General features: G+C 44.1%; 29 protein-coding genes, 2 tRNA genes and 2 pseudogenes. 26 read left to right on the forward strand and 7 right to left on the reverse strand.

Annotation, left to right across the window (positions count from 1 at the left end; translation table 11 throughout):
- Positions 1 to 19: 19 nt before the first annotated feature.
- Genes rpsP through lepB form a run of 7 tightly spaced genes read left to right on the forward strand, consistent with a single transcriptional unit; the run spans position 20 to position 3612 of the window.
- A complete protein-coding gene (gene rpsP, locus Y697_RS00790) occupies positions 20 to 310 on the forward strand; it encodes a 30S ribosomal protein S16 (RefSeq protein WP_121549809.1) in 291 nt (96 codons plus the stop codon).
- Positions 310 to 543, forward strand: coding sequence for a KH domain-containing protein (locus Y697_RS00795; protein ID WP_121549810.1), 234 nt, complete (start codon positions 310 to 312; stop codon positions 541 to 543). Before rpsP ends, Y697_RS00795 begins: the two co-directional genes overlap by 1 nt.
- On the forward strand, positions 540 to 1100 hold the full coding sequence (rimM, locus tag Y697_RS00800) for a ribosome maturation factor RimM (RefSeq protein ID WP_121549811.1): 561 nt from the start codon (positions 540 to 542) through the stop codon (positions 1098 to 1100). Before Y697_RS00795 ends, rimM begins: the two co-directional genes overlap by 4 nt.
- A complete protein-coding gene (trmD, locus tag Y697_RS00805) occupies positions 1097 to 1840 on the forward strand; it encodes a tRNA (guanosine(37)-N1)-methyltransferase TrmD (protein WP_121549812.1) in 744 nt (247 codons plus the stop codon). The genes rimM and trmD overlap by 4 nt, the downstream gene beginning before the upstream one ends.
- Positions 1830 to 2414 carry an RNA methyltransferase gene (locus Y697_RS00810; protein ID WP_121549813.1) on the forward strand — a complete coding sequence of 195 codons (585 nt, stop codon included), beginning with the start codon at positions 1830 to 1832 and terminating at the stop codon, positions 2412 to 2414. The genes trmD and Y697_RS00810 overlap by 11 nt, the downstream gene beginning before the upstream one ends.
- Position 2415: 1 nt before the next feature.
- Positions 2416 to 2763, forward strand: a complete 348-nt coding sequence (rplS, locus tag Y697_RS00815) for a 50S ribosomal protein L19 (RefSeq protein WP_121549814.1) — start codon at positions 2416 to 2418, stop codon at positions 2761 to 2763.
- Positions 2764 to 2769: 6 nt separating this feature from the next.
- Positions 2770 to 3612, forward strand: coding sequence for a signal peptidase I (gene lepB, locus Y697_RS00820; protein WP_121549815.1), 843 nt, complete (start codon positions 2770 to 2772; stop codon positions 3610 to 3612).
- 18 nt (positions 3613 to 3630) lie between these two features.
- On the opposite strand, the gene Y697_RS00825 is transcribed toward lepB, so the two are convergent.
- Positions 3631 to 3719, reverse strand: a tRNA-Ser gene (locus Y697_RS00825).
- A 51-nt stretch (positions 3720 to 3770) separates the two neighbouring features.
- Here Y697_RS00825 and folE2 point away from each other — a divergent pair.
- From folE2 to Y697_RS00845, 4 genes are read left to right on the forward strand one after another with little or no spacing between them, the layout of a single operon-like run.
- The gene (folE2, locus tag Y697_RS00830) at positions 3771 to 4535 is read left to right on the forward strand and encodes a GTP cyclohydrolase FolE2 (RefSeq protein WP_183083674.1); all 765 of its coding nucleotides are present in this window, start codon (positions 3771 to 3773) and stop codon (positions 4533 to 4535) included.
- A 54-nt stretch (positions 4536 to 4589) separates the two neighbouring features.
- Positions 4590 to 5216, forward strand: coding sequence for a 16S rRNA (guanine(527)-N(7))-methyltransferase RsmG (locus Y697_RS00835; protein WP_259462243.1), 627 nt, complete (start codon positions 4590 to 4592; stop codon positions 5214 to 5216).
- On the forward strand, positions 5213 to 5917 hold the full coding sequence (rsmI, locus tag Y697_RS00840; RefSeq protein WP_121549818.1) for a 16S rRNA (cytidine(1402)-2'-O)-methyltransferase: 705 nt from the start codon (positions 5213 to 5215) through the stop codon (positions 5915 to 5917). The genes Y697_RS00835 and rsmI overlap by 4 nt, the downstream gene beginning before the upstream one ends.
- Positions 5910 to 6545, forward strand: coding sequence for a site-2 protease family protein (locus Y697_RS00845; protein WP_121549819.1), 636 nt, complete (start codon positions 5910 to 5912; stop codon positions 6543 to 6545). Before rsmI ends, Y697_RS00845 begins: the two co-directional genes overlap by 8 nt.
- Here the strand turns inward: Y697_RS00845 and Y697_RS00850 are convergent.
- Both Y697_RS00850 and Y697_RS00855 read right to left on the reverse strand, forming a co-directional pair.
- Positions 6542 to 7525, reverse strand: coding sequence for a bifunctional oligoribonuclease/PAP phosphatase NrnA (locus tag Y697_RS00850; RefSeq protein ID WP_121549820.1), 984 nt, complete (start codon positions 7523 to 7525; stop codon positions 6542 to 6544). The genes Y697_RS00845 and Y697_RS00850 overlap by 4 nt on opposite strands.
- On the reverse strand, positions 7522 to 8346 hold the full coding sequence (locus Y697_RS00855; RefSeq protein WP_121549821.1) for a purine-nucleoside phosphorylase: 825 nt from the start codon (positions 8344 to 8346) through the stop codon (positions 7522 to 7524). The genes Y697_RS00850 and Y697_RS00855 overlap by 4 nt, the downstream gene beginning before the upstream one ends.
- Before the next feature lie 140 nt (positions 8347 to 8486).
- On the opposite strand from Y697_RS00855, the gene acpP reads away from it, so the two are divergent.
- The 5 genes from acpP to Y697_RS00880 are packed head-to-tail and all read left to right on the forward strand — an operon-like array spanning position 8487 to position 13723.
- Entirely contained in the window at positions 8487 to 8738 is a 252-nt protein-coding gene (gene acpP / locus Y697_RS00860) for an acyl carrier protein (RefSeq protein ID WP_121550322.1), read from the forward strand.
- A gap of 41 nt (positions 8739 to 8779) precedes the next feature.
- The gene (locus Y697_RS00865) at positions 8780 to 9673 is read left to right on the forward strand and encodes an RluA family pseudouridine synthase (RefSeq protein ID WP_259462244.1); all 894 of its coding nucleotides are present in this window, start codon (positions 8780 to 8782) and stop codon (positions 9671 to 9673) included.
- Positions 9670 to 10434 (forward strand): hypothetical protein, encoded by a 765-nt coding sequence (locus Y697_RS00870; RefSeq protein WP_121549823.1) that lies wholly within the window; start codon positions 9670 to 9672, stop codon positions 10432 to 10434. Before Y697_RS00865 ends, Y697_RS00870 begins: the two co-directional genes overlap by 4 nt.
- On the forward strand, positions 10362 to 11873 hold the full coding sequence (locus Y697_RS00875; protein ID WP_259462245.1) for a DUF5693 family protein: 1512 nt from the start codon (positions 10362 to 10364) through the stop codon (positions 11871 to 11873). The genes Y697_RS00870 and Y697_RS00875 overlap by 73 nt, the downstream gene beginning before the upstream one ends.
- A 26-nt stretch (positions 11874 to 11899) precedes the next feature.
- On the forward strand, positions 11900 to 13723 hold the full coding sequence (locus Y697_RS00880; protein WP_121549824.1) for a PEGA domain-containing protein: 1824 nt from the start codon (positions 11900 to 11902) through the stop codon (positions 13721 to 13723).
- A gap of 36 nt (positions 13724 to 13759) precedes the next feature.
- On the opposite strand, the gene Y697_RS00885 is transcribed toward Y697_RS00880, so the two are convergent.
- Positions 13760 to 14503, reverse strand: coding sequence for a pseudouridine synthase (locus Y697_RS00885; RefSeq protein WP_310793762.1), 744 nt, complete (start codon positions 14501 to 14503; stop codon positions 13760 to 13762).
- A 60-nt stretch (positions 14504 to 14563) separates the two neighbouring features.
- Between Y697_RS00885 and recJ the strand changes: the two genes are divergently transcribed.
- From recJ to Y697_RS00910, 5 genes are all read left to right on the forward strand, one after another.
- The gene (recJ, locus tag Y697_RS00890; RefSeq protein ID WP_121549825.1) at positions 14564 to 17707 is read left to right on the forward strand and encodes a single-stranded-DNA-specific exonuclease RecJ; all 3144 of its coding nucleotides are present in this window, start codon (positions 14564 to 14566) and stop codon (positions 17705 to 17707) included.
- Positions 17700 to 17972 (forward strand): DUF3343 domain-containing protein, encoded by a 273-nt coding sequence (locus Y697_RS00895; protein ID WP_121549826.1) that lies wholly within the window; start codon positions 17700 to 17702, stop codon positions 17970 to 17972. The genes recJ and Y697_RS00895 overlap by 8 nt, the downstream gene beginning before the upstream one ends.
- A complete protein-coding gene (gene ruvX, locus Y697_RS00900; protein ID WP_121549827.1) occupies positions 17953 to 18663 on the forward strand; it encodes a Holliday junction resolvase RuvX in 711 nt (236 codons plus the stop codon). Before Y697_RS00895 ends, ruvX begins: the two co-directional genes overlap by 20 nt.
- Positions 18642 to 18717 (forward strand) — tRNA-Arg (locus tag Y697_RS00905). Before ruvX ends, Y697_RS00905 begins: the two co-directional genes overlap by 22 nt.
- A gap of 24 nt (positions 18718 to 18741) precedes the next feature.
- Positions 18742 to 19752, forward strand: a complete 1011-nt coding sequence (locus Y697_RS00910) for a rod shape-determining protein (protein WP_121549828.1) — start codon at positions 18742 to 18744, stop codon at positions 19750 to 19752.
- Here the strand turns inward: Y697_RS00910 and Y697_RS00915 are convergent, their stop codons facing one another.
- Positions 19753 to 20571, reverse strand: coding sequence for a DUF368 domain-containing protein (locus Y697_RS00915; protein WP_121549829.1), 819 nt, complete (start codon positions 20569 to 20571; stop codon positions 19753 to 19755).
- A 284-nt stretch (positions 20572 to 20855) separates the two neighbouring features.
- Here Y697_RS00915 and Y697_RS14880 point away from each other — a divergent pair, with 284 nt between their 5' ends.
- From Y697_RS14880 to Y697_RS00935, 5 genes and pseudogenes are all read left to right on the forward strand, one after another.
- Positions 20856 to 21023 carry a hypothetical protein gene (locus Y697_RS14880; protein ID WP_259462246.1) on the forward strand — a complete coding sequence of 56 codons (168 nt, stop codon included), beginning with the start codon at positions 20856 to 20858 and terminating at the stop codon, positions 21021 to 21023.
- Between the two features lie 142 nt (positions 21024 to 21165).
- A complete protein-coding gene (locus Y697_RS14885) occupies positions 21166 to 21480 on the forward strand; it encodes a hypothetical protein (RefSeq protein ID WP_259462247.1) in 315 nt (104 codons plus the stop codon).
- A gap of 69 nt (positions 21481 to 21549) precedes the next feature.
- Positions 21550 to 21872: pseudogene (locus Y697_RS15115) on the forward strand (SufD family Fe-S cluster assembly protein); the annotation flags it as partial.
- A gap of 253 nt (positions 21873 to 22125) precedes the next feature.
- Positions 22126 to 22242, forward strand: coding sequence for a hypothetical protein (locus Y697_RS15120; protein WP_366144357.1), 117 nt, complete (start codon positions 22126 to 22128; stop codon positions 22240 to 22242).
- Positions 22243 to 22352: 110 nt separating this feature from the next.
- Positions 22353 to 22523 (forward strand): annotated as a pseudogene (locus tag Y697_RS00935) (iron-sulfur cluster assembly scaffold protein); the annotation flags it as partial.
- A gap of 184 nt (positions 22524 to 22707) precedes the next feature.
- On the opposite strand, the gene Y697_RS00940 reads toward Y697_RS00935, so the two are convergent.
- Both Y697_RS00940 and Y697_RS00945 read right to left on the reverse strand, forming a co-directional pair.
- Positions 22708 to 22977, reverse strand: a complete 270-nt coding sequence (locus Y697_RS00940) for a chromosome segregation protein SMC (RefSeq protein WP_121549832.1) — start codon at positions 22975 to 22977, stop codon at positions 22708 to 22710.
- Entirely contained in the window at positions 22977 to 24725 is a 1749-nt protein-coding gene (locus Y697_RS00945; RefSeq protein WP_259462248.1) for a lipopolysaccharide assembly protein LapB, read from the reverse strand. Before Y697_RS00945 ends, Y697_RS00940 begins: the two co-directional genes overlap by 1 nt.
- Between the last annotated feature and the right edge of the window lie 43 nt (positions 24726 to 24768).

A 24768-nucleotide genomic window follows, 5' to 3' on the forward strand; every position in this document is an offset into this window, starting at 1 on the left:
CAGGAGGTGTACGCAAAGAATGGTAAAGATAAGGCTAACAAGAATGGGTAGAAGAAACAGGCCTTTTTACAGGCTTGTTGTAGTCGATTCTCAGAAACGCAGGGACGGAGCATATATTGACTCTCTGGGTTTCTATGATCCTATAAGAGATCCCGGTATCATGAGCGTCGATGTTGATAAGGCAGTGGAATGGATTATGAAGGGGGCTCAACCGACAGAGACTGCAAGATCGATTCTTGCAAAATTCGGAGTTATGAAGAAGGTTCACGAACTGAAGTTTGTCAAGGAAGTTGGAGAGAAAGCAGAGTAATGAGGGAAGTACTTGAACACATTCTGAAGGGAATAGTTAGAGAGCCCGATCAGATAACCGTTTCAGAGACACTTGACGAAAACGGGAACACGGTCTTTGAAATTGGTGCCGCAGAAGAAGATGTTGGCCAGATTATTGGAAAGGATGGTAGGACAATCAAGTCAGTCAACGTGCTACTCAACGCTCTTGCAGGCTCATCAAAAGAAAGTTTCATTCTTAAGGTGGTCAGATGAGCGATTTGAAAGACGGTATTCTGGAAAACATGATTCCTATCGGGCGGATAGTGAAGCCCCATGGTCTTCACGGCGAAATGAAGGTGAAAGTCTCCCTTGAAGATGAAGATGTCTTCAGGAACGTTGGGAAGGTTCTTCTTTACAACGAAAAAACGCGATCGCATTTCATGGCTTCAATTGACGGAGCCCGTAGAGCAACAAAAGGATGGATCCTGCATTTCGAAGGTATCAATTCGGTGGCTCAGGCAGAAAGACTTGCTGGCTTCCATCTCTACATCGAAGTACAGATATTGCCAGAACTGAGCGAAGGAGAGTATTATTACTTTCAGGTTCTTGGTTGCAAAGTTTTCGATGAGAATAGGGACTTCATTGGTATTGTAGACGATATTATTGAAACCGGTTCGAATGATGTAATGGTTGTTGTCAAAACCAAGAAAGACTTTTCGATCCGAGAAGAACTCATTCCTATGATTAGGGACTGTATTATAGAGCTAAACTTTGATGATAAGACGATTATTGCGAGGTCTTTGGAATTTGAAGAGGTTAAGCCTGAATGAGGATAGATGTTCTAACCATATTCCCACGGCTTTTCGAAACGATTTTCAACTGGGGTGTAATTTCGAGAGCGCTAAAGAGCGAGATAATTGTTTTTGAAGCCTTAGATATTCGAGATTTCACTGATGATCGCCACAGAACTACCGACGACTATCCATTCGGTGGAGGGAGCGGTTTGGTAATGAAGGCTGAGCCGATTCTAAGGGCAGTTGCGAGTCGCTTTACAGAAAGTAGCAGGCCATACATAATCTACCCTTCTCCTCAAGGAAAGGTCTTTGATAACAAAAAAGCTCTTGAACTCAGCAAACTCAATCATATTGCTTTCATCTGTGGCCGTTACGAAGGGATTGATGAAAGGGTTATGAGCGTGGTTGATGAAGAACTCTCGATTGGTGACTTCGTGCTCAGCGGTGGGGAAGTTCCCACCATACTCATGATAGAGGCTATTTCAAGATTCATACCAGGGGTGGTTGGAGACATGGAATCAGTCATTAATGACTCCTTTTTCTCTGAACTCCTTGATCACCCGCATTACACAAGGCCTAGAGAAGTGAATGGAATTAAAGTGCCCGAGGTGCTTCTCAGTGGAAATCACGAGATGATTGAAATTCAAAGAAGAGTTGAGAGTTTGAGGCGGACAATCGAAAGAAGGCCTGACATCTTTTTGAAGCATGAGTTTGATCTCTCTGATAAGAAGGCCTTACTTATGCTCTTCAAGGAGCTGAAAAAGGATGTTGAATAACATATATCTTGCTTTGATTCACTACCCGGTTTTGGGAAGACATGGGAATATCGTTTCGAGTGCCGTTACAAATCTCGACGTTCACGATATCTCCCGCACTTGCAGAACTTACAATCTAAAGGGTTATTTTGTGGTAAGCAATCTTCCCGCGCAGAGAGAGATAGTAGATAACGTCCTCAACTACTGGCTTGAGGAGTTTGGAAAAGAGTACAATCCAAGCAGAAGTGAAGCGCTGACGGTTGTTAAGAGGGCATCGTATATTGAAGATGTTCTTGAAGATATAGAAGAGATCGAAGGTCAAAAGCCTGATCTTGTTTTCACTTCTGCTAAAAGGGGAAGAGACAGGCTCACTTACGAAGCCATGAGAAACATTATTGCCGGGGGCAAAAAGCCGCATCTTCTTCTTTTTGGAACTAGCTGGGGCTTACCGGAGGAAATAGAAAAAATGTGCAACTACTCGTTGGAACCACTGAGAGCTAATTCGGATTTCAATCACCTCTCTGTGAGAGCGGCGGTTGCAATAGTATTAGATAGATTAATTCGAGAGGATACAATAGATGTTAGGAGGGATTAAGATGGATCAGTACATAAGGTCTCTGGAAAATGAACATTTGAGGGAAGATCTGCCGAAGATGGGTCCGGGCGATACGGTAAGGGTAAGCGTAAGGATCAAAGAGGGTAACAAAGAAAGGATTCAGGCCTTTGAGGGTATTGTTATGGGGATCAGAGGTAGTGGAACCGGAAAGTCTTTCACCGTTAGAAGAGTTGGAGCGGCAGGTGTTGGAGTTGAAAGAATCTTCCCGTTCACAAGCCCGTCTCTAGAGAAGATAGAAGTTCTCAGAAGGGGAAAGGTTAGAAGAGCTAAGATCTACTACATTCGAGATGTGAAGGGTAAGGTAAAGATTAAAGAGAAAAGGGACTGAGGCTAAGTGTCTGCCAAAATGTCGGAAAAGGCCTCTGAAAAGAAAGGATCGCGCTTTCTCCACGAAGTTAGAGAGTGGGGAAAGGCGATTCTTTACGCGGTTGTCTTTGGTACGATAATTCGTCTGTTTGTTTTTGAGACGATGTTAGTTCCGACTGGCTCGATGATACCTACAATTAACCCTCCCGCTCGACTATTCGTGGAGAAAGTCACCTATGAATATAGAGAACCGGACTATGGGGATATCGTCGTGTTTTGGACTCCGTATGTGGATATCGAATCGCAGAAGTATCTGCGGGGGTTTGATAAATTCATGGACCTATTCGCCCCTGCCGAGTACAGGGGTCATGTAAAGTACGTCAAACGGCTGGTCGGGAAACCGGGTGACATACTGGAACTAAGAAAAGCTCCAGACTACACTTCCGCTAATCCAGTCTATCAGCTTTACGTCAATGGGGATATCCCTCCTGCGCTGGAAGAAAAGCGATACGTAAGGGAAGGAATATTCTACGATCCGATGTTCTATTTCGGGCTGGCTCATCCCGATGATCCCTCTGTCAGGATTTCGCCGTATTACAGACTTTACCAGGCATACAAGGGGCTAATCGAATATACTGAGTACTATGATACAGTACTGGGACCTCTTGGAATGGAAGAGTATATTAGTCAGGACCCTGCAACCGGGGAAGTCAAAGTCAGGATTCCAGAAGGTTTCAGATTCATGATGGGAGATAACTCCACCAATAGCTTCGACAGCAGGTATTTTGGCTTTGTTCCGGAGGAAGCGATAGTTGGGAGCCCGATGCTTACCATTTGGCCTTTATCGGATTTTGGCCCATTAAAGAAATAACCGGGGAAACCCCGGTTCTGGCGGAGGCGGTGGGACTCGAACCCACAAGGGGCGTCAACCCCACCGATTTTCAAGACCGGCTCCTTAGCCAATTAGGATACGCCTCCGTTTAGAAAATTATACCTCTTTGATACTTCAGATTCAAGGGGTGCTAAATCTTGAGAGACGTACAGAATGAGAAGGACAAGAGGAACATAAAGATCAATATGGTTGGGATAAAGTCAATCGAGTATCCAATAGTTGTGTTGGACAGGAAGTTCGGGACACAACAGACAATTGGAAAATTCGATCTTTTTGTAGATCTTCCAAAGGATTTTCGAGGTACCCACATGTCTAGATTTGTGGAGGTTTTGGAGAGACACCATCGAAAAATCACCCCGAGAAATATGGAATCGATTCTTGATGACATGAAAGAATCACTTAAAGCAGATGTTGCACACATTAAGGTTGAGTTTCCATATTTCATCAGAAAGAATGCTCCGGTAAGTGGTAGTGAGAGTTTCAGTTCATTCGGGTGTTCTTTCAATACCATGAAGGATGGGGCGTTTGATTTTATTCTAGGAGTTAAAGTTCCCGTCATGACCGTTTGCCCCTGTTCAAAGGAGATAAGTGACAGAGGAGCTCACAACCAAAGGGCAGAAGTCTTTGCCTCCGTCAGAATGAATTCTCTTGTATGGATTGAAGAAATCATTGAGTTTGTCGAGAAGTCTTCGAGCGCCCCGATCTATTCTCTTCTAAAAAGGGAAGACGAGAAATATATTACAGAACACTCGTATGATAACCCCCGGTTTGTAGAGGATCTTTCGCGAGAAGTCGTTCTATTTCTTCAAGAGGATGATCGCATCAACTGGTACAGGGTAGAAGTGATCAGTCAGGAGTCAATTCACAATCACGAGGCATACGCTTGCATCGAAAAGGAATGAGCCGTAATGTTCTCATTTGATTCGCTTGAACCATCTCTTCGCTCGAAGTGTAATATGCTTTTAGAGCTAGTGATTTCTTCTCCACATAATCTCACATCAGTTAGGATATTCGAAAGGGCAGTAACAGTGCACCTCGAGGACACTCTGATCCCGTTTGCCAATTCTACGTTGACAGGCAGTTATGTGGATATCGGAAGTGGTGGGGGGATTCCCGGTCTTTTGCTTGCAGCGGTTTTTCCAAAATCATGTTGGGTGCTTCTTGATTCGATTGCAAAGAAGACTCAAGAGATCGAAAGATTCGCTCTCAAGATGAAACTTAGCAATGTTACAGTGAAGACGGCAAGAGCTGAAGAGTTTGCTCTCGAGGAAAGAGCGAGTTTCGATTCGGCCTTTCTCAGAGCAGTAGCAAGGAGTGACATTTCAATGGAGCTCGCGGCCCCACTGGTAAAGATTGGTGGCAGCATTGTTCTCTATAAGGGACCTGGGTGGAATGAGGAGAGAAGATTCGCAAGAATTGCGGAAGAGAGGCTTGGACTTAGTCTATCCCAAGAGAAGGAATATCGTCTTTCAGACGGATCTACCAGGTTCTTGGTAGTCTACGAAAAGGAAGTTGAAACACCGCCGGAATTTCCACGGAGAGTCGGAATGGCCTCAAAGTCACCGCTCGGAGGTTCAAAGTGACGGAAAATACTGGGAAACTCTGGATTGTCGGAACTCCAATCGGCAATCTAGATGACATGACAGTGAGAGGCAGGAAGATACTGGAAGTTGCAGATGTTATCCTCGCAGAAGATACAAGGAGAATGAGGGTACTACTCTCTGCTCTTGGAATATCCAAGAAAGAGGTCGTATCTCTGAACATGCATAACCAGGAGGAAAGAGTGCCTTTCGTGATTGAGCGGCTAAAAAAGGGAGCGCAAATCGCCCTTTCTAGTGACGCTGGAATGCCTGTGGTTTCGGATCCAGGAGCTCTGATTATTAGAGTCTGTCGCGAGAGAGGATTCGAAATCGATATCGCCCCTGGTCCCAGCGCCGTTTCATCTGCGCTTGCGATTAGCGGTTTTCCGGGGAGTCACTTCACTTTTCTTGGGTTCCTTCCAAGAGGGAAGAATCGCAGAAGGATCTTCAGAAAGATTGCTCAAGGGCTTTATGCGGAGAGTGTCATAGTCTTTTTCGAGTCCCCGTTCAGACTGACCGAGACCTTGACCGATCTCCTTGAAATAGTTGGCGATCGGGAAGTTTTTGTTGGAAGAGAAATGACTAAACTTTTCCAGGAATCGTTCTTTGGGAGAGTATCTGATTCAATTGAGAGATTCGGAACTTCCGAAGTGAAGGGAGAGATAACGGTCGTTCTTTCGGGAAGGGAGAATCAAAATGCTTGAAATGATGAGGAACTTCTTCTGCCTGTCACCAGCAATTGCGGCAACTATTCTCTCCCATGAGTATGCTCGTTTCATAACCGCAAAAAAGTTCGAAGCAATCAAGCCAGAATGGGGAGCGCCGGGATTCATTAGAAGAATAGATCCTGTCGGCCTTCTGATGTATTACTTTTTCAAGTTTGGTTGGTCGAGACCGTTTCCTGTCAACTATTGGAAACTGAGAAGAGTTGGGTATTTCAGAGCTATACTGACTTCCATCTCGGGATCTATTGCTAACTTTTCGTTGGGCCTTGTTGCAGGTCTTCTCTTTTATCTTTCAGGTCTTTACCAGTATTCAACTTTTTTGCCGGATAGTGTCAGTTTATTTCCTGCCAGTTACATCGCGGATGTTGTTTACTGGACAATGGTAATCAATCTCAACACTGCTTTATTCAATCTAATCCCAATACCACCGCTAGATGGAGCGAATATTGTTACTGTGCTCGTTCCCGAAAGCCAGGTCAACTGGTTGGTCAAGTATGAACTCTACGGAATACTAACTCTTCTTGTTCTGTCTCTAATGGGCATAATTCAGTTGATAATGTGGCCAATAACACAATTCATACAGCTTCTTGCGAGGTTAATTGCCTAATTCGTTTCATTTCGAAGCCTGGAATCGATCATCTCGACGACCTCTCTGAGAGCCTCTTTTAGATCGCTTTCATAGTTGAGAGTGAAGCCTGAAGCCTTCTGATGTCCTCCACCTCCGAACGCGACCGCGATCTCACTTACATCAAAATATCTCTTAGATCTTAAAGAGACATGGGCCTGTCCCTTGCCGGCTTCCGAAGCAAAGAGGGCAACTTCAACACTTTCAATAGATCTCAATTCACCAACAAATCCAGTAAAATCGTCCTCCGTCAGTGAGTGCCTTTCAAAATCCCTCATGGTGAGGTAAGAATAAGCAAACCTGTTCTCTGAAATCAATTTAATGTTGTCGATTGCGTCTCTTTCTAAGAATAGTTCTTCGATCTTTCTGGTCTCCAGAATCGTTGTTGCAACAAAGGCGGGATCGGCACCCAATTTGACGAGTTCAGCCGCAGCCTCAAAGACCGAGCTATCCACGTTAGAATATCTGAAAAATCCTGTATCTGTCGCTATGCCAAGGTAGTTCATCAGGGCAAGATCGCTGTCATATTCAACATCCATAAGTTTGAGGAGGTCGAGAACCATCTGGGCAGCCGACGAATATGAAGCATCTACCCAGCATTCATTTGCGAAATAAGTGTTTGTGGCATGATGATCAATCACTATTGAGGGGATGCCCTTTCTTAGAAACTCTTCAAACCTACCGATTCTATCAGGGGAAGATGCGTCAACAACAATAATCAAGTCCGGTTCAGAGATTTCCTCGCCATATTCCCTTATTCTTTCTACCCAAGGAAAGGCACTGAAACTCGATGGGATCCTCCAGTCGATTGCCGGTGTGGCTATCTTGCCGAATTTCTCCAGACCCATTGAAAGAGATACAACGGAAGAAATGCAGTCTCCGTCGGGCATTATATGGCCGACGACAAGTACGTTATTGGCTTCCTGAATGCATGAAAGGACACTGTTAACTCTTCTTATCATGATTTGTTCACCTTTATTGATTCGATTGCTTGCTGCACGATAGAAGTGAATCTGGGTCTGATTCTGTTGGCTGTTTTCACAACATCGGCGTGAGTCAATTTTTCCTTAAGAATTCCCGAGGCCATGTTGGTCACGCAAGAAAGAACAAGAAGCTTCATTCCGCAGTGCTTGGCTGAGATTATTTCCGGAACGGTTGACATTCCGACGAGATCGACCCCGAAGGATTCAAATGCCTTAATCTCTGAGGGAGTCTCGTAACTTGGACCTAGAGCCCAACAGTACGTTCCTTCCTTCAAGTCTATTCCCTTGTTGTCAAGTCTCACCCGTAGTTCATTCAGCCAATTTCTGTCGACGATCTCAGACATGTCGGGAAATCTTACTCCGTAACGCTTGTCATTCTGACCCCTTAGGGGGTTTCGAAAACCGAAGTTAATAATGTCGGTCACTGCTACGATATCTCCGGGAGTGTAACTCCTGTTTATTCCACCGGCAGCATTTGTGATCAGCAAATTCTCCACTCCCAGTTCCTTGAACAAGTATATTGGGGCAGAAACGTCCTTAATCTCATGACCTTCGTAGAAATGGAAACGTCCTTCCATTGCAACAACAGGGAGTCCATGGAAAATACCAAAAACGAGCCTTCCTGAGTGACCTTCTACTGTAGTGTCAGGAAAGCCAGGAATCTCGCAGTATTCTATTGCCGTTGGTTCAGCAAACTGCTCCGTCAAGTAACCAAGACCCGATCCAAGTATTAGCGCTGCCTTCGGCACGAGATTGACTCGTTTGATTACTGTCTTTTTCATCTCTTCAAAATTTGTCATAGCAAACCTCCGAAAGTAAAGCCTTTCAAATTATTATATAATAATGAAAGCTTTTGAGAATCGAGACCCATTTGACTTTGGAGCTTTCGATCAATATAATTGTTCCGATTTCCAGAAAGAATTCGAAGGGAGGAAATCCTTTGACAGCAGATGAAGTTTTCGACAGAGTGAAAAGCATAATCTCTGAGAAACTAGGCGTAGAGGAAGATGAAATCGCCATGGATTCCGATCTTACCGAGGATCTCGGAGCCGATTCCCTTGATCTGGTCGACCTTGTTATGGCATTCGAAGATGAATTTGATTTCAAGGTTGAGGATGAACAGATCGAGAGTATCTCTACTGTTGGAGATATTGTGGAGAGTATCAACAAAGGTCTGGGCGTTGAGGACTGAGGTCTGTAAGGGGGCTTGAAGCCCCCTTAAAATTTTGTGGAGTGATTTCTATCGAAAGAGAACTGAAAGTCTTGAAAGATAATTTTTATGAAAGGCTTGATAGATTCTTGAGAAGAGAGCTCTCGGATCTCAAGCTTTCGTCTATTTACAAGCTTCTGAGAAAGGGAAACGTCAGAGTAAACGGAGAAAGAGTGAAAGACGGTTCCTCGAGACTGAAGATTGGAGATGTAATTCATGTAGTATTTTCGGGAGATCCTTCAAGACTAAAGCGTCTTGAAGAAACGCGCGAACTGACTCCTCACGAAATTCCCCTTGTTATTCTATTCGAAGATGATTTGATAGTAGCGGTGGACAAACCTTCGGGGATATCCGTTCATCCCGGTAAGGGAATTCAGATAGTAACGCTCATCGAAGGGCTGATGGCATATGGAGATGCCAGAGGTTTTGTGCCCCGCCCAGTTCACAGGCTTGATAAGCACACTTCCGGAGTGATTGTCTTTGCCAAATCGCCGGAAGCTGCTAGAGAGCTCTCTAGGCTTTTTAGAGAGCGGGAAGTAGAAAAGGGCTACTACACGCTAGTGAAAGGTATTCCAGAGGAAAACCGAAAGTTAATCTCGCGTAGAGAGAAATTCGTGGAGTCAATGGCTTTTGAGGTTGAAAAGTGCTTTGAATCGGTCTCACTGCTTTGGGTTGATCTATTTACCGGGAAGAAGCATCAAATACGTCGCCAGTTGAGTGAAGCGGGGTATCCGGTTGTCGGAGACGATGTGTATGGTGACAGGGACTTCAATAGAGATTTTAAGAAGATAACGGGACTCAAGCGGTATTTTCTTCACTGCTCTAGACTCTCCTTCACGAGAGAAAATGGAAAGAGAATCGAGATCGCTTCCCACCTTGCTGTTGACCTCCAGAAAGTGTTGGTCAACCTTAAATGAAGTCAATATTACTGATTCTAGTCATTACTTTAGCGACTGTCTCTGGATTCGGTCAGTTGGAGATCAGAAAAGAGATAGAAGAAGCAAATGCTGAGCTATCAATGATCTACAGTTTCTCGGTAAAATACAGCCTTACTATTCTTAAGGGCGAAGGTCATGAGCAACCTGCAGCGATTGATGACAACGGGATATATCAGATATTTCTCTACACCTCTTCTTACAGGTCGGGAGTTGCAAGGCATGAACTTGCGCACGTCTATTTCTTCGAATATCTAAGAAGTGAAGGTCTTAATCCCGATGAAATCCCTCTATGGTATCATGAGCTTATTGCAGAAGGGTTTCAGAATCTCCATACTCGGACAAAGAGACCCGAGTTGAGAGCCGCTTTTTTTGATTTTACGGAATTTGATAGGAGATATCCTCAGAAGACTGATCAGAGTGTATTCTACGGCGCGGTTTCAAGCTTTGCCGGTTACATTCTAGAGAGATTTTCTTACCGAGATCTAATTAGAGTAATAGATGAATTTTCCGATGAGAGAGATTTTAATCCCGCTTTTGTCAAGGTTTTTGGATCAAGTCTTGGTTCAATGATCACGAGCTGGAGATTGATTCTTCTCTTGCCGTATTCTCCATTTCTAATCGGTGTTGTATTATTTCTTTATCTTCTAATCGGGAGGAGAGAAAAGTATTGGCGGAAGTTCCCGTTAGACCTAAGAAGCCTCGAAGAAGACAAAGAAACGAAAGAAAAAGGAATACAGTAAGTCTTGGAAACGGAGTAGTCCTCATTGCCTTCATTGTTGGACTGCTATTGATTCTTCTTTACATTCCCTGGAGAGTTGCTCTAGATTCTAATTACAGCAGCGCGGCGTTAATCACTGAGAAAGCAGTTGAAGGAGTTCCTTCCAAACAGCTTGTTTATGTGAAGGAGATTGAGACGGCGACCGCGCTTGAATCTTCAGTTGTTCTGATCGATCTTAGGGAAGACTGGTTCAGTCTTGAAGAGATTTTGGAGCTTCAGATACCCGTAATTCTTACCGGCGTGTCTCCTTACACTGTTTCGGAACTGGCTGCAATTCTTGACAGCCATTCCGCTTATGCAGGATATATGGAGTTTGATGAAAGGGGTCAGTACGTAAAGGATGTTTTGACGGCACGAATCAACAAGTCTCTGGTATTCCGCGTACATAACCTGAAGAAGAAAGAGTATCCAAACTACGATATCCAGAAAGCAGTGACAAGATACCTAAGAGCAATAAGAGAGAGAAGTGTTGACGCAATACTTTTCTTCACACCTGATAACGATTTTGACTACGATCATTTGGTTTCCGAAGTATATGAAAATCTCAGCTACAGGGGGCTGATCTCTGGAGAGATCGTCTCTCCAAGGACAGGTTCATCAAGGTTTGTACTTTTGGCATCTCTGTTCGTGTTTGTTCTCCTGTTGTCTATCAGTCCGCTGCTTGCGGTTGTCTGTACTGCTTTATTATTGTTTTTCCCGATCGTGGGTCTTCCATTAGCCGTGATATCTGGAGAGTTCGCCATATATATCAAGGTGTCTTCTCTGAAAACGGGGGTTCTCAAGGGACTTCTTCTCTTCTTCTCCTTTTCGGTTTTCCTTGGAATCGCCGTGAACGCTTCTATGGTCGGAGCAGATTATCAGAACGGGCTTGAGCTCTTTCGAGGTGTAAAACTATCTCTAGTAGCACTTCCTGGATGGTTATTTGTTAGCGGTTTTGCTAGGAGTATCGCTAAGAAGGTTACGAAGGGCGATTTGATGGTAGTTGCTCTTGTTCTTGTTGCAGCCGCCTACTATATCCTTAGAAGTGGTAACTTCACTTTTGTTCTTGATCTGGAAAGATCATTGAGAGACTTTCTCGATAATCTTCTTGTTGTTCGGCCGCGCTTCAAAGAATTGTTTGCATATCCGCTGCTTGCCTTGCTCCTTCACTTTTCTTTCGACATCAAAGGAAAGCTCGGTCCGATTATTGCTTCAGGTGGGTCTCTTGTGATCGTTTCCATTGTAAACACGTTTTGTCATGCGACCGTTCCCCTCTGGACCGGCTTGGTCAGGAGTCTATACGGTCTAGGTTTTGGAACAGTAATCTCACTTCTAGTGATTGGAATTGTCAAGAAGTATAATAAGTTAGGAAGAGCAGTTGAAGGATCATTGAACGAGGTTGATGAAAATCAGTCTAATTAATACCTGATAATGGGAGGGGTGAAATTATGAAGAAGACAATATTTGTCATTCTCTTTTTTTTCTTGGCAATATCAGTTTTTGGTGTAGTAACTTATGATGTGCAGAAAGTCATAATTGTACCGGAACAGCCTCAGGGAGGCCTCGAAGTCTCTATTTGGCTTGATAGAGATAATGGTTCACTCTATTATTCCGGTGAAGAAGTAAAGACATATTTCCAAGTGAGCAAAGACGCGTATGTTGCAATTTACGATATAACGCCAAACGGAGAGATTCAGCTAATTTTCCCTAACGGCTATGACCGTAACAACGCACTGAAGGCCGGTGTTACCTATTCGCTTCCGACTGACAATGCAACTACCAGATACCGGCTTCAGTTGACCAGCGAAACCGGCGGCGGTAAGGAAATCTTCCAGATAGTGGCATCCACATCGCCCCTTGGTTTCCTTGATGATCTTATGGTTAGGGCTGAATCGGGAGATATCTTCCCTAGGGCTAGTATAGGCGCAGAAGACTTCGTCACTATGAAAGTAATACCGGTGATAGACAAGCAGGAGTACGCAGTCTCCACTGCCTGGTTCTATCTTGACATTATGCCTAGCACTGGTCGAGCGAGAATAACCACAACACCGTCAAATGCAACCTTATACGTTGACGGAAAGATGGTCGGCAGGAGTCCCGTTAACATAGACCTCGATCCGGGAAACCACATGGTTACGGCATACATGAACGGATACAGGACCGAAACCAGACAGTTCACCATTGAGAGTGGGCGTACACTGGATGTGAAGCTTGATCTGCAGAAGTTTGCCAAGGAGTATCAGCTTTCTCTGGTTACGAACCCCAGTGACGCTGTAGTGTACATTAACGGTAGTTCAATAGGCAGAACACCATTGAATGTCACCCTCGAAGAAGGAACGAAGAATCTTAGTGTATCCAAAGCGGGTTATGAGACTTATACGGAGACTTTTGTTTTAAATAGGAATATCTCGAAATCTTTGACGTTGACTCCTGTTGTTCAAAGCCATCAGCTATCTGTAATCACAAGTCCCTCCGGAGCCGATGTATATGTGAACAATGCATACGTAGGAAGAAGTCCATTGAACGTGACTTTGGAGGGTGGAACTAAGAATCTAAGGATCGAGAGATCTGGTTATGAAACTTACTCGGAGACTTTCGTCCTTGACCGCTCGATTTCTAAGTCTATTACTTTGAGCCCTCAGGTGAGAGATTACAAATTAAACGTTACTAGTTCCCCGTCAAATGCTCTCGTATATATCAATGGGACCTATCAAGGCAGAACACCATTGAATCTCACGCTTAGAGAGGGATCCTACACCGTTAGAGTAACTGCGGATGGTTATGAAGACTTTTCTACGAGTGTTTCGCTCGACAGAGACAGACAGGTTAGTGCTACTCTTTATGCCAAGAAGGCTAGACTGACAGTTGAAACTGAGCCGACAAATGCTTCAGTTTTTGTAGACAATGTCTATGTCGGGAGATCTCCGCTTTCAATTGATATCGATGCGGGAAGACACACGATCAGAGTTGAAAAATCCGGTTATATAACAGACAGTAAGGATGTCAACCTTGCGGCGGGAACAAGCTCGTCGACAAAAATAACTCTGATAGAAGAAAGGCCGATTGCAAGGATTACGATTTCTTCAGATCCAAGAAATGCCAGAATTTTCATAAACGGTAGAGACTACGGCAGATCCAACACAGTTGTCGAGCTTGATCCAGGATACTACGAAGTTGTGCTCGTACTCGATGGATACCGTGTATCGGTCACATACCGCTATTTTGGAAAGGGAGATCATAATCTCTCGTTCAATCTCTCCAAAATTGACTAGCAATACTTGCTTCCTTTGATAGCAAATAACCGGGACTCAGGTCCCGGTTATTCTTTTCGTATCTGCATTTGACAAGTAATCCCATTCTCCCGGCTTCAGTACACTGGAAAGAACATAAGAGCCAATTCTAGTTCTGTGCAGGCGACTTACATTGTTTCCAGCTGCTGAAACAAGTCTCTTCACCTCGTGATACCGACCTTCCGTGAGAACGATTTTGAGGTGAGAGGAATCCAGGACTTCAAGAAAAACGGGCTTTGAGAATTCATCCTTACCGATAAAGACTCCGCGGGAGAGAGCCAAAACTTGTTCTTCGGTTATCTCATTGGAAGTTTCTACCATATACTCTTTTTCCACGAAATTGCGAGGCGATATAACTTCGTGAATGAACTTACCATCGTTGGAGAGCAATACAAGACCGGTCGTGTCTTTATCAAGTCGTCCTGCGACTGAGAGTCCCGCCGAGAAGTTCGTTTCAACAAGATCAAAGACGCTCTTGCCTTCGGCTTTCTCTCTTGAACAAACATAATCCACCGGTTTGTTAAGAGCTATGTATATCATGCCAAAAGCCTCTACAGTCATTCCGTTGGCAACTATCTTGTCTTTTTCATCAACAATGGCAGAAGGACTATTGACTATTTCGCCATTTACAGTCACTACTCTGTTTTTGATCATTTTTCTGCTCTGACTTCTGCTGAAGCCGGCGAATTTAGACAAAAAAGCATCGAGTCTCATGGACAAATTGTACAATACCTTTTCTTGTGGTACTAGCCGGTGTCTCATCCAAGCTATTGTGCAGAATGGTATAATCTTTTCAAAAGAAAAAAGAGAGGGTGGATCTTTATGAGAAAGGAGTGGCTTCTCCTAAAGCCCGATGATGAGGCCGTGAATAGACTGGTCGAATTCATGGGTATTGATCAATTTCTAGCAAGGTTATTAGTGACACGTGGAATCGATAATGAGGTTGAGGCGATGAAGTTTCTTAATCCTGACAAAACTGTTCTCCACGATTCCTTCCTTCTACGAGATATGCCGCTAGCCGTTCGGACAATCATTGAAACTAGAGAAAGAAAAGAGAGCATTGTAATCTTTGGTGATTACGACGTTGATGGAGTTACCAGTACGGCGCTCCTTTATCTTGCAATGAAAAGAATGGGGTTCGATGTTAGCTACTACATCCCCCTGAGGTTGGAAGAAGGATACGGTTTAAGTAAGGACGCAATCAAGGACCTGAGAGACCAGGGGCATAGCCTGCTAATAACCGTAGATTGCGGGGTTACTTCATTCGATGAGATAACATACGCAAAGGAGATAGGCTTCAATGTTGTTGTCACGGATCATCATGAAGTTAAGGATGTTCTCCCACCTGCCGATGCCATAATCAATCCGAAGAGACCGGACGATGATTATCCTTTCAAGGGACTTGCCGGGGTTGGCGTGGCCTTCAAACTGCTGGTGGCATTGAATGAGACCCTTCACTGCCCTATTGATCCGGAGGATTATCTGGACATTGTCGCGCTTGGAACTATCGCCGATATAGTCCCGCTCAGGGATGAGAACCGCTACATAGTCAGGGAAGGTACTGCCAAGATCCAGAGCAGTCCATTACTTGGTTTGAAGGCCCTTCTGTCATATCTTAGAATTCCAGCTGAGAATCTTACAGCGCAAGATATCGCTTTCAAGATCGCTCCGAAGCTTAATGCTGCGGGAAGAATGGCTTCCGCTATAGTTGCCTTGGAGCTTCTCATAAGCGAAGACATGGATTCGGCAATGAATACTGCCAGCCGTCTTCTGAAACACAACCAGAACCGACAGACTATAGAGGCAAAGATTTTTGATCAGACTGAAAAGGATCTCGCAAACACTGCAAGTTTCAAGGATGATTTTGCTCTAGTAATCGATGGAGATAACTGGCACTTAGGAGTACTAGGAATAGTGGCTTCAAGGCTTGTTTCAATTCATAATAAACCAGTTTTCCTAATTGCCACAAATGGTTCAGACGGTAAAGGTTCGGCCAGAAGTCCTGCAGGAGTAAGCATAATAAGTCTGTTGAATGAAGTTTCTCATTTGCTTAGAGAGTTTGGTGGACATGAAATGGCAGCTGGATTCAGCATTGACAAAGAGAACATATCAAAATTCAGAGCCGCGATAAACGATGCTTATATAAGGTTGTACGGAAAGAAACAACCTGTTTTCAAGATCGATGTCGATGATGTTCTGTCTCTTGATTCCATTACGTCAGGCATTCTTGATAAGCTCGAACTTCTGAGACCCTTTGGCCACTCTAATCCCGAGCCGAGATTCTTGATTAAAGGTCTCAACATAGAGAAGGCGAAGATGTTTGGCAGCAGCAGCGACCATGTGAAGCTAATTCTTCGCAGCGGTGATAGGAAGACTCTTGCAATCGGGTATAACATGGGCACCATGTTTGATGACTTCAAGTACGTGAAGCCGAATCTGTTGAAGGTTGATGCGATAGCCTCAGTGAAGAGCGACAGTCTTTACGGACTTCAAAGTGTTAAGCTTTCACTTTCAGACGCGAAATTATACATAGATCCGGTATTTGAAGAGGAAGTTAGAGACAAGAATTTCGTTTTTGAGTTCATTAGAGACTGGAAGAATCAGCAGCCTGGTTCACAAGGCAAGACAGATGTATCGTCACTAATTGGCGAACTAGAGAAGAAGCTGTCTCACAAGTGTCCGGAATTCTTGGATATCAGCACCAGAAATCCTTGGGGAGTGTTCGGCAATATCAGAATAAAGAATCCCTTCCTGGCTCTCAAGATTTTGAAGAACTATCAGCAGGGAAAGAAAACCTTCATAGTATCGGCCATCAACGGTACCTTGGCACACACTTATTATTCGCTGCAGCATTATTTAGATTCGATAAAGCCAGTCTTTGCAAACTCTCTTTACCGTGGTAGGCTGGATGAACCTGTGGTATTTGTTACGCTACCGTTCTTTGTCGAGAGATTCAAGGAAATTTCCGAGATCGCCGGCGAGATAATCTTTGACGAACCAACCTATATCCTCTCAGGTATCTTCAAAGATCACCCTGATCTTGAAGCATTTCTCAAAAACGTCGACAAGGTGCTTAGTATTTCCGGTTTCGCGGGAAGCGTCTTCTATGACGATTTGAAGGATTTTCTCTCGGACAGGAGGATATCCAATATATACAAACCCAGTCCCATAAAGAGAGTGGGCATAATCGACAACCGTGGCTCCAGAAAAAAAGTTGAGCAAGTTATGTCAATAGTTGGACATGGAGAGAACGTTGCTGTTATCGTTGATTCTCCGCACAAAACGGTAACTCTCGCAAAATCGATGGGTTCTAGGCTCTCTCATGCTCTTCAGAACGGTGAGCTGATCTTTTACAATTATCTTCTTAAGGATTTTCAGAGATCTGTCATCTATTCGCTAGTTGAGAGACAGAAGATAAGAGTTCTGATAACGACTCCTTCGAGCGATGGCCTGGGTGTCACCTTGGGCAACTCGAATATTGTATTCTACAGCGCGCCAAGAAATTTCCTCGAGGTCATTGATTCCGTATCAACCAGACCTGGCGAGGATTCTGAGCTGTTTCTGAATTTGTCTTTCAATAAGGCAGATCTTATTTCCAATACAAGTGAAATGGACAGGCTGTTTCCCACCGTTGAAGAACTGGAAGCTGTCTATCAGGATTTGAAGGATGTTCTGCCGGCTTCAGAAAGAGATATAAGAAAGGCGCTCAGCTTTGAAGACGGGATTTCGAAAGTCTTTCTGTCAATGTTGGAGGAGATGAATCTGCTAAGCATAGAAAGTGGCGTATGGCATAGCAGCTCAAGCTCAGATCTTGATACCTCTCAGGTTAAGAAGACCCTGAGATACAGAGAGGGAGTTGCTGAGAAGAGAATGACCAGATGGTTTGCAACCAAACTCTCAACCATGACCACAAGAGGCTTGCTAAGGAGTCTTACAAATGCAGAAGAGGTGCTGAAAGTTGGTTGACACTCGGCAACTGGATGCTTTGGTCACGGTTTCGAAAAAAGACATCCTTGAAGCTTTGTCACTGCTTAGAAGTGGCGGTTTGCAGGCAAAGATTTTTCCGACGCCACCCAATCTATTCACGGGATGTTCTCTTTCCATTGCGGTCGCCTCGAGAGACCTTGATGTAATTTCAGAACTCCTTTTGGAGGCAGAAATTGAGGTCTTGCTCACAAGTTACTTCGTTGATAATCCGGTAAGGTCCTTCTATGATAAAACTTGGAATTGACTTTGGTACATCAAGAATAGGACTTGCCTTGCAGATAGAGGGAGTGGAGATCCCTCTATATTCGATAGATCACGCCGGCTACCGAAAATCTCTCCTTGAAATCTTGAAAGAGAAAAGAATCGAGACAGTTGTTGTTGGTCTGCCGATTTCAATGTCGGGCAGATACAGTGAATCGACTATGAGAGCAGTCTCATTTGCCGAGAAAGTGAAGAAGATGTTTCCTGGAAATGTACTGCTGGTTGATGAAACCCTTACAACTGAAAGTGCAAGAAAAATGTCCGTTGAGATTGGGATAGAGTTCGCGAAGGTAAGGGATGTTTTCAGCGCAATGCAGATTCTCAGGAATGAGTCCTCCGGGAAGGCTGTTAAATGGGAAGTACACAACAATAGAAGTGTATGCCGGAATTTGCCAGAACTTCCGTCAGGTAGCAGAGTGTTGTTTTTCAAACCGAAATCTGGACTGATAAAGGGAATAGACTCACTGGAGAAAAAGCCAGGGGTGTTTGTTGAAGACCCACAGGTCTTCCTTTCATTCTTCAGGAAAGGATTGAAGCCAGTAAACCTCATTGACGACATAGACTTTTCAACTTACGATATAATAGTAATCGCTTGTGGTGAAGCGCTCGATGGGATGGTTCATTTGAATTCAAGAGGACCGCAGGTTATTGAGTGCTCGTGGCTCAACGGATAGAGCGCTGGACTCCGGATCCAGAGACTGTGGGTTCAAATCCCACCGAGCACGCCATTTATGTCACACGGGAGGTTATTTATGAAAAAGGGCGATCTTGGCATCGATTTGGGAACTGCTTCACTTTTGGTCTTCCAGAAAGGCAAAGATATTGTCATAGATGAACCTTCGGTCATCGCCGTTGAAGTGAAGTCCGGGAAGATAATTGCAATAGGGTCTGAAGCTAAGGAAATGATTGGGAAGACCCCAAAAGATATCAAGGCCGTCAGACCTATTCGAGACGGGGTTATTGCCGATTATCAGATAATTGAACAGGCTCTGAAAGAGCTGGTCAAGAGAACTCGCACGAAATTCTCACTCTCTCGACCCGCAGTTGTCGTAGGGGTTCCGGCCAAGGTTACCAGTGTAGAGAGGAGAGCAGTCATTGAGGCTACCACGGCTGCGGGAGCAAGCAGAGTATATCTGGTACTTGAACCCGTTGTGGCTGCTGTAGGAGCCGGACTTCATATATTCGATTCTGTAGGAAATATGGTAGTAGATATCGGGGGAGGGACCTCCGATATAGCTGTAATAAGCCTTGGAGGAATAGTGGTTTCTCGTTCTCTAAGAATTGCGGGAGATGCGATGGACGATGCAATAATCAAATTTGTGAAGCGTAAATACAAGTTCCTTATTGGAAGCTCGACCGCCGAAGATGTGAAAATCAAGATTGGAAAGGCTTTCCCGACACTGGAGAGCTACGAACTTGAGGTTCGAGGAAGAGATGCGCTGAACGGCCTTCCAGGGAATATCAGAATCACCTCTGACGATGTTCATGAGGCAATTTCACAGATACTTCAGGACATCGTGCTAAATCTTCGCCAGATTCTAGAAGACACACCTCCGGAAATCGCTGCAGACATTATGGACACTGGCATTGTACTTACCGGTGGAGGTTCCCTGATAAGAGGTTTGCCGGATCTAATCATTCAAGAAACCGGTATAAAGACGATAGTTTCCGAGGACCCAAGGACATGCGTCGTCAAAGGAATTGGCGAGTTGCTCGACAACGATAAACGTCTTCAGAGGGTTGCAATCAATCATAGTAAATAGCTAGACTTGAATCTTGTTTCTTTTTTCAAGTAAGGCGAGAAGATAAGAAACAAGAACGCCCAAAATGACTCCTGAAACAATTAATGTGAGATCAGTATTCTTTCCCGGTCTAGTGATTAGATCGGGTATTGAACCTATCATTAGGCCGAGAAGGAAGGCAAAAGTCTCACTGCGAAACTTCTTCATCAAGTATCTAAGAAGTCTGCTTACGAATAACACTCCCAGGATCACACCTACCCCAATGAAAGCAATGATGACCAGGTCGAAGCTCTTGATTGCGGAGATGGCCCTGGCGTACTCTCCCATAATCAGAAGAATAAATGCTCCGCTAAGCCCTGGAAGTACCATAGCTGAAGCCCCGAAGAAGCCAGCGACTGTATCATAGATCAGACTAATTGCGCCGTGGTCGGTGAGTGAAACGCCTCCAGCACTGGGACTTAGGAGTGATATAAGAATAACAACCGAGGCTCCCACTGCCATCGAAAGTAATGCGCTGATGCCTAGTTTCTCGATTCGTTTGAAAACTACTGGAATGCCTCCTATCACAAGTCCTGAGAATATCCCGTACATAAGTGAAGGGACGGTTGAAAGAGAAAGATCAATAAGAGCTGAGAACCCAAAGATTCCTGTAACGATACCGATGACAAGCTCTATCAAGAAGAGAATCTCTTCTCTACGAATCTTGAGAGCTGTAAGCATCGATATAGAACCTACAAAACGTTCATATAGCCCCCCCAGTAGAGCAATAGTTCCACCGCTAACGCCTGGAATGAGATTGGCAAGACCCATGAGGAAACCAATAAAGACTACATAGAGCACGAAGCACCTCCATACCTTAATTTCTCCAATTATATATCCTTAGAAACGGTATCTCACTTACAGGTGACGATTATCGGCAATAATTGTCGGTATTATGTTAGAACCCAGAAAATAAATTCCGGGTTTGGAGTGATGAATTGACGCTTCTAGAAGCTAGAAGCTTGCATGCAGTTTTGGCGGAAGATAACGTAAAGATATTGAAGGGCTTGAGCCTCAAAATAGGAAACTGAGAGTTGCAAGTTATCATCGGACCCAATGGTAGCGGTAAATCAGCTCTAGCAAATGTGCTGAAGGGAAACCCCAAATACAGAGTTACTAGTGGTACTGTGAAATTCATGAATAAGAACACAGCTGGATGGGCTGTAGACGAAAGAGCTCGAATGGGAATGTGCATACCTTTCAGCATCTTCAGGAAATTCCAAGGATCAGACTCAGGAGCCTTCTCATATTAGTCTCTCAAAGGACCGGCAGCCGGGAGCCATTACTGAAAATGAGCAAAGAAATCGACAAACTATCTCTTGAACTTGGTCTCGAAAGTGAATTAATAGATATTTGAACGTAGGCTTTTCCGGAGGGGAGAAGAAAAAATTCGAGATGGTTAAGAAGAACTTAATTGAGCAAAGGTTTGCGGTTCTTGACGAAATAGATTCCGGGCTGGATGTCGACGCTATGAAAAGCACAGCGTTGTCAATAAACGGATTCAGAAATCCAGAAACTTCAGTTTTACTAATCACACACTATCAGAGGCTTCTTGAGCATGTTGAGCCCAACCATATTCACGTCTTGATCGATGGATCGATAGCAATGAGCGGAGGAAAGGAACTTGCTAGAGAAGTTGAATTGAAGGGATATGAAGGGACCTTTGGCTCACTCAAGGGGGCCGGATCATACGAGAAGAAGTTTTCCTAGACAGTACTGAGTTTGAATTCCTTTCAGATACTAAGTACCGTTTTATAAGCGGAAGAGGATTCTAGGAGAGGCGGTTTATTCGTTTATGTACCCAAAGGAGTCAAAGTCCCCCTTCCTCTTCAGGTACATTCTAGAATGAACGAGGAAAGCAGCGGTCAATTTGAGCACACGTTGATCATTGCAGATTAAGGTTCAGATCTACAGTTCATAGAAGGCTGTTCTGCTACGAGATTCAACGATCTCAATCTTCATGTTGGCATGGTAGAAATCTTTGCTCTAAAAGATGCGAAGGTCAGGTATTCTACGATTCAGAACCGATCCAAGAAAACGTACAACTTGAATACCAAGGGGCAATTGTCGAGGAGGGCGTAATACAGAACATTTCCGGTGCCGTTTCACTTGCATCGGCCCGCCGATACCTGAACAAGGTCGGTGTGCCCGCGACACACGAGTGCGTTTCCCATCTTGCATAAATCGCTAGAGAGAAGAAAGAAGAGATCTCCGATGTTACTGTTTACAGTTCACCAGATAGTCTGCGATTTTGCTATTTTATCACAAGAAAACACACTCTCACGATCTGGCCGAATTCCTTGAAAGAACTCAGGCAGTTGCATCAGGAGCGGTCATCATTGTGTTCAACTTCAGATGGATGCACTTGGCATTACTTCGGCTTGTAGAGAGTCACTCTACTTGTGCAATACGGTTGAAGATGTTGAAAGACTTATAGAAGGGATTTGCAAAGTAGAAAGGTGGTTCTTATGAACTGCGAGCAACAATATTCCGACTTCATAATGTATCACTTCATGAACAATACGCATCGAGGACGTCCAGAGGACTCTAATTACACAGTCTAGGGCTCGAACACTTCTTGTGGAGATTCGATTACTAATTATCTGATTATTGGAAGAGGAATTGTTAATTCTATGGGATTTGAGGGCGAAAGCTGCGCGATAAGCGAGGTATATGCGGCAGTTATGACGGAGATTCTAGAAGGTAAATCTCTTGAAAAAGCCGGTGCGACAATTGTAATTTCGAGAAAATGAGACGTGGTGAGAGTATGATGGGTCAAAAATCGTTGATGCTGACTTTTTTGAGAGATTGAAGTGTGCAATCCTTCATGGAAAACAACTGCGAAAGTTCTAATTTCTGAACAGCAAAAAAAGACCGGTGCATAACACCGGCTATACTCTGCGCTGAAGTAACCCTACAGGTTGATTATACACCAATTTAGTCTGTATGATCAACCTTTCTATCCTTTTCCTCCAGATACTTGTCGAGTTTTTCTTGCTCATTGCTGAAGAAGTAGTCCTTCGGGTTCTCCGCCATTTTCGTAACCTCTCCGAATAGAGAATCAAGTACGGTAATAAGCATTTCTCTCTCTGAACCGTCAAACTCTTTATGAAGTATCTGGGCGATCGTCTCTTCATCAATTCCATCGGCAGTATGCTGCTCGAGTGCATTAAAGAACCTCTTTAGCAATTGATCAATATTGTCCATCATTTTCCTCCTATTCCAGAAAGTCTGATTATGTACCTGTTAAGCGATTCGTCTTGGATCTTCAAATCGCTGATGGTTCCCTTATCCAGTGCATTTATAATCGCAAGCGTGACATCTTCAGGGTCGGTGCGAGCCTCCTCTTGAAGGGTATCAATGTCGGTCCCACCATACTCAATCAGTTTTGCGATTTTCAGTGCGAAATCGAAATCAAGATCCTTTAGTTCCTCAAGGTACTCGTCGACAAACAACTCTATCCTGAAAGGAAATTCGGACAAAGCCCATCTCAGCAGATAAACCAGTGTTCTGAATATTGCGGTGGTTCTTCCGTTGCCTGAAACTATGAAAGCCATGAGGTATGAAAGGTAATCTTGCTGGGAAGGAAGAAAATCTAGATGAGAAATCATCTCGGTAAAGAGGCCGACCTCGGACAACGTGATTTCCCTAGTTTCTCGTGGAATCATTCCTTCAAAGAAGTCTGAGACTCTTCGGATTATGTTTTCATCATTCGCATCCGAAAGAAAGGCCATCAGATTTTCAACGTTGATTTCTCCCGATTCCAGGAAACTGGGTTCAGTTAACCGTGAATCTCGATAATTCTTCATCAGATAACTGTAGAAAGACTCACTGATCGCATCTTGAAAGCTGAGATTGCATGCAATCTCACCCTCTGCCATAGACTTGTGCAGCAGTATTGAATTTCTTAACTCAAGGAGTGTATCATCAAGGGTCTCGAGAGCCGTGTCGTATTCGCCCATCATGTCAAGAATTCTGGCCCTCAACACGAGAGCCTTCTCGTCCTTTGTATTGCTGTAGTAGCTTTCGCAGTGAGAAAGTGAATCTTCAAGCATTCCGATGTTCTTCTCTGCTATCGCCATTTCGTATAGAATTTCCGTATTCCTGCTGAGATCATAAGCAGTTCTCAAGTCCTCAAGGGCTGCGAAAAGCTTTCCCTGCCTCGCCCTTGAATAAGCGCGATTATAGAAGCTTTTCCAGTCATTCGCTAGGCCGATGCAATCGGTGAAAGCCTCCTCGGCAAGAGAATACTTCTGAATTTCGTTAAGTACTACGCCCTTTCTTAGAAGCACATCCGCGAAAAGAGGAAATCCCTTCTTCACTCTTTCAATTATCTCCAGCGCTGTTTCATACTCACCCTTAGAAATGAAGCAGTCAATCGTGGCGACCAGGGGAAGTGAGAACTGACCTCCGGACTTCTCAATAGACTTCATGTAAGAGGAAACTGCATCTTCGTACTCCTCCTGAATCTGTAGAAGCCTTCCAAGTTCGTAGTGCCCGATGTAGAACTCTTCGTTCATCTCGACCGACTTCTTGAGCTCAATCTCCGACAGCTCAATTTTCTCTTCCTCTCTAAGCAACAGGCCGAGATAAAAGTGATATCTGTAATCTTTTTTAACTCTGGCTGTCTTCTCGAGAAATTGACCTGCTTCTTCAAGATTGCCTGAATTTAAGGCTCTCTTAAAGGCTTCAAAGTAATAGTAAAGAAGGTACGATTCGTAATAGTCATTCTGCTCGATCCTATTCTGGGCTTCGAGTCCCCTAATGATTACATCGAGATCAATTCTGTCCCTGTCTGTTATGTACTTCATATCTTCAACCAGGACAGGCAGCTTCACTGGGAGATTGTTTGCCTTCGCGATTTCCGGTTTCAATGGAAGATAAACCAAGACCGTCTTGTCTTTCAAAGAATCACCAACTACCTTCTGCTTCTCATTTGCTACAAACCCGCACATATTGTATAATACCAGAAGAGCGATAGAAGATACAGGAGGTATT

The organism is Mesotoga sp. BH458_6_3_2_1 (assembly GCF_003664995.1).
Taxonomy (GTDB): domain Bacteria; phylum Thermotogota; class Thermotogae; order Petrotogales; family Kosmotogaceae; genus Mesotoga.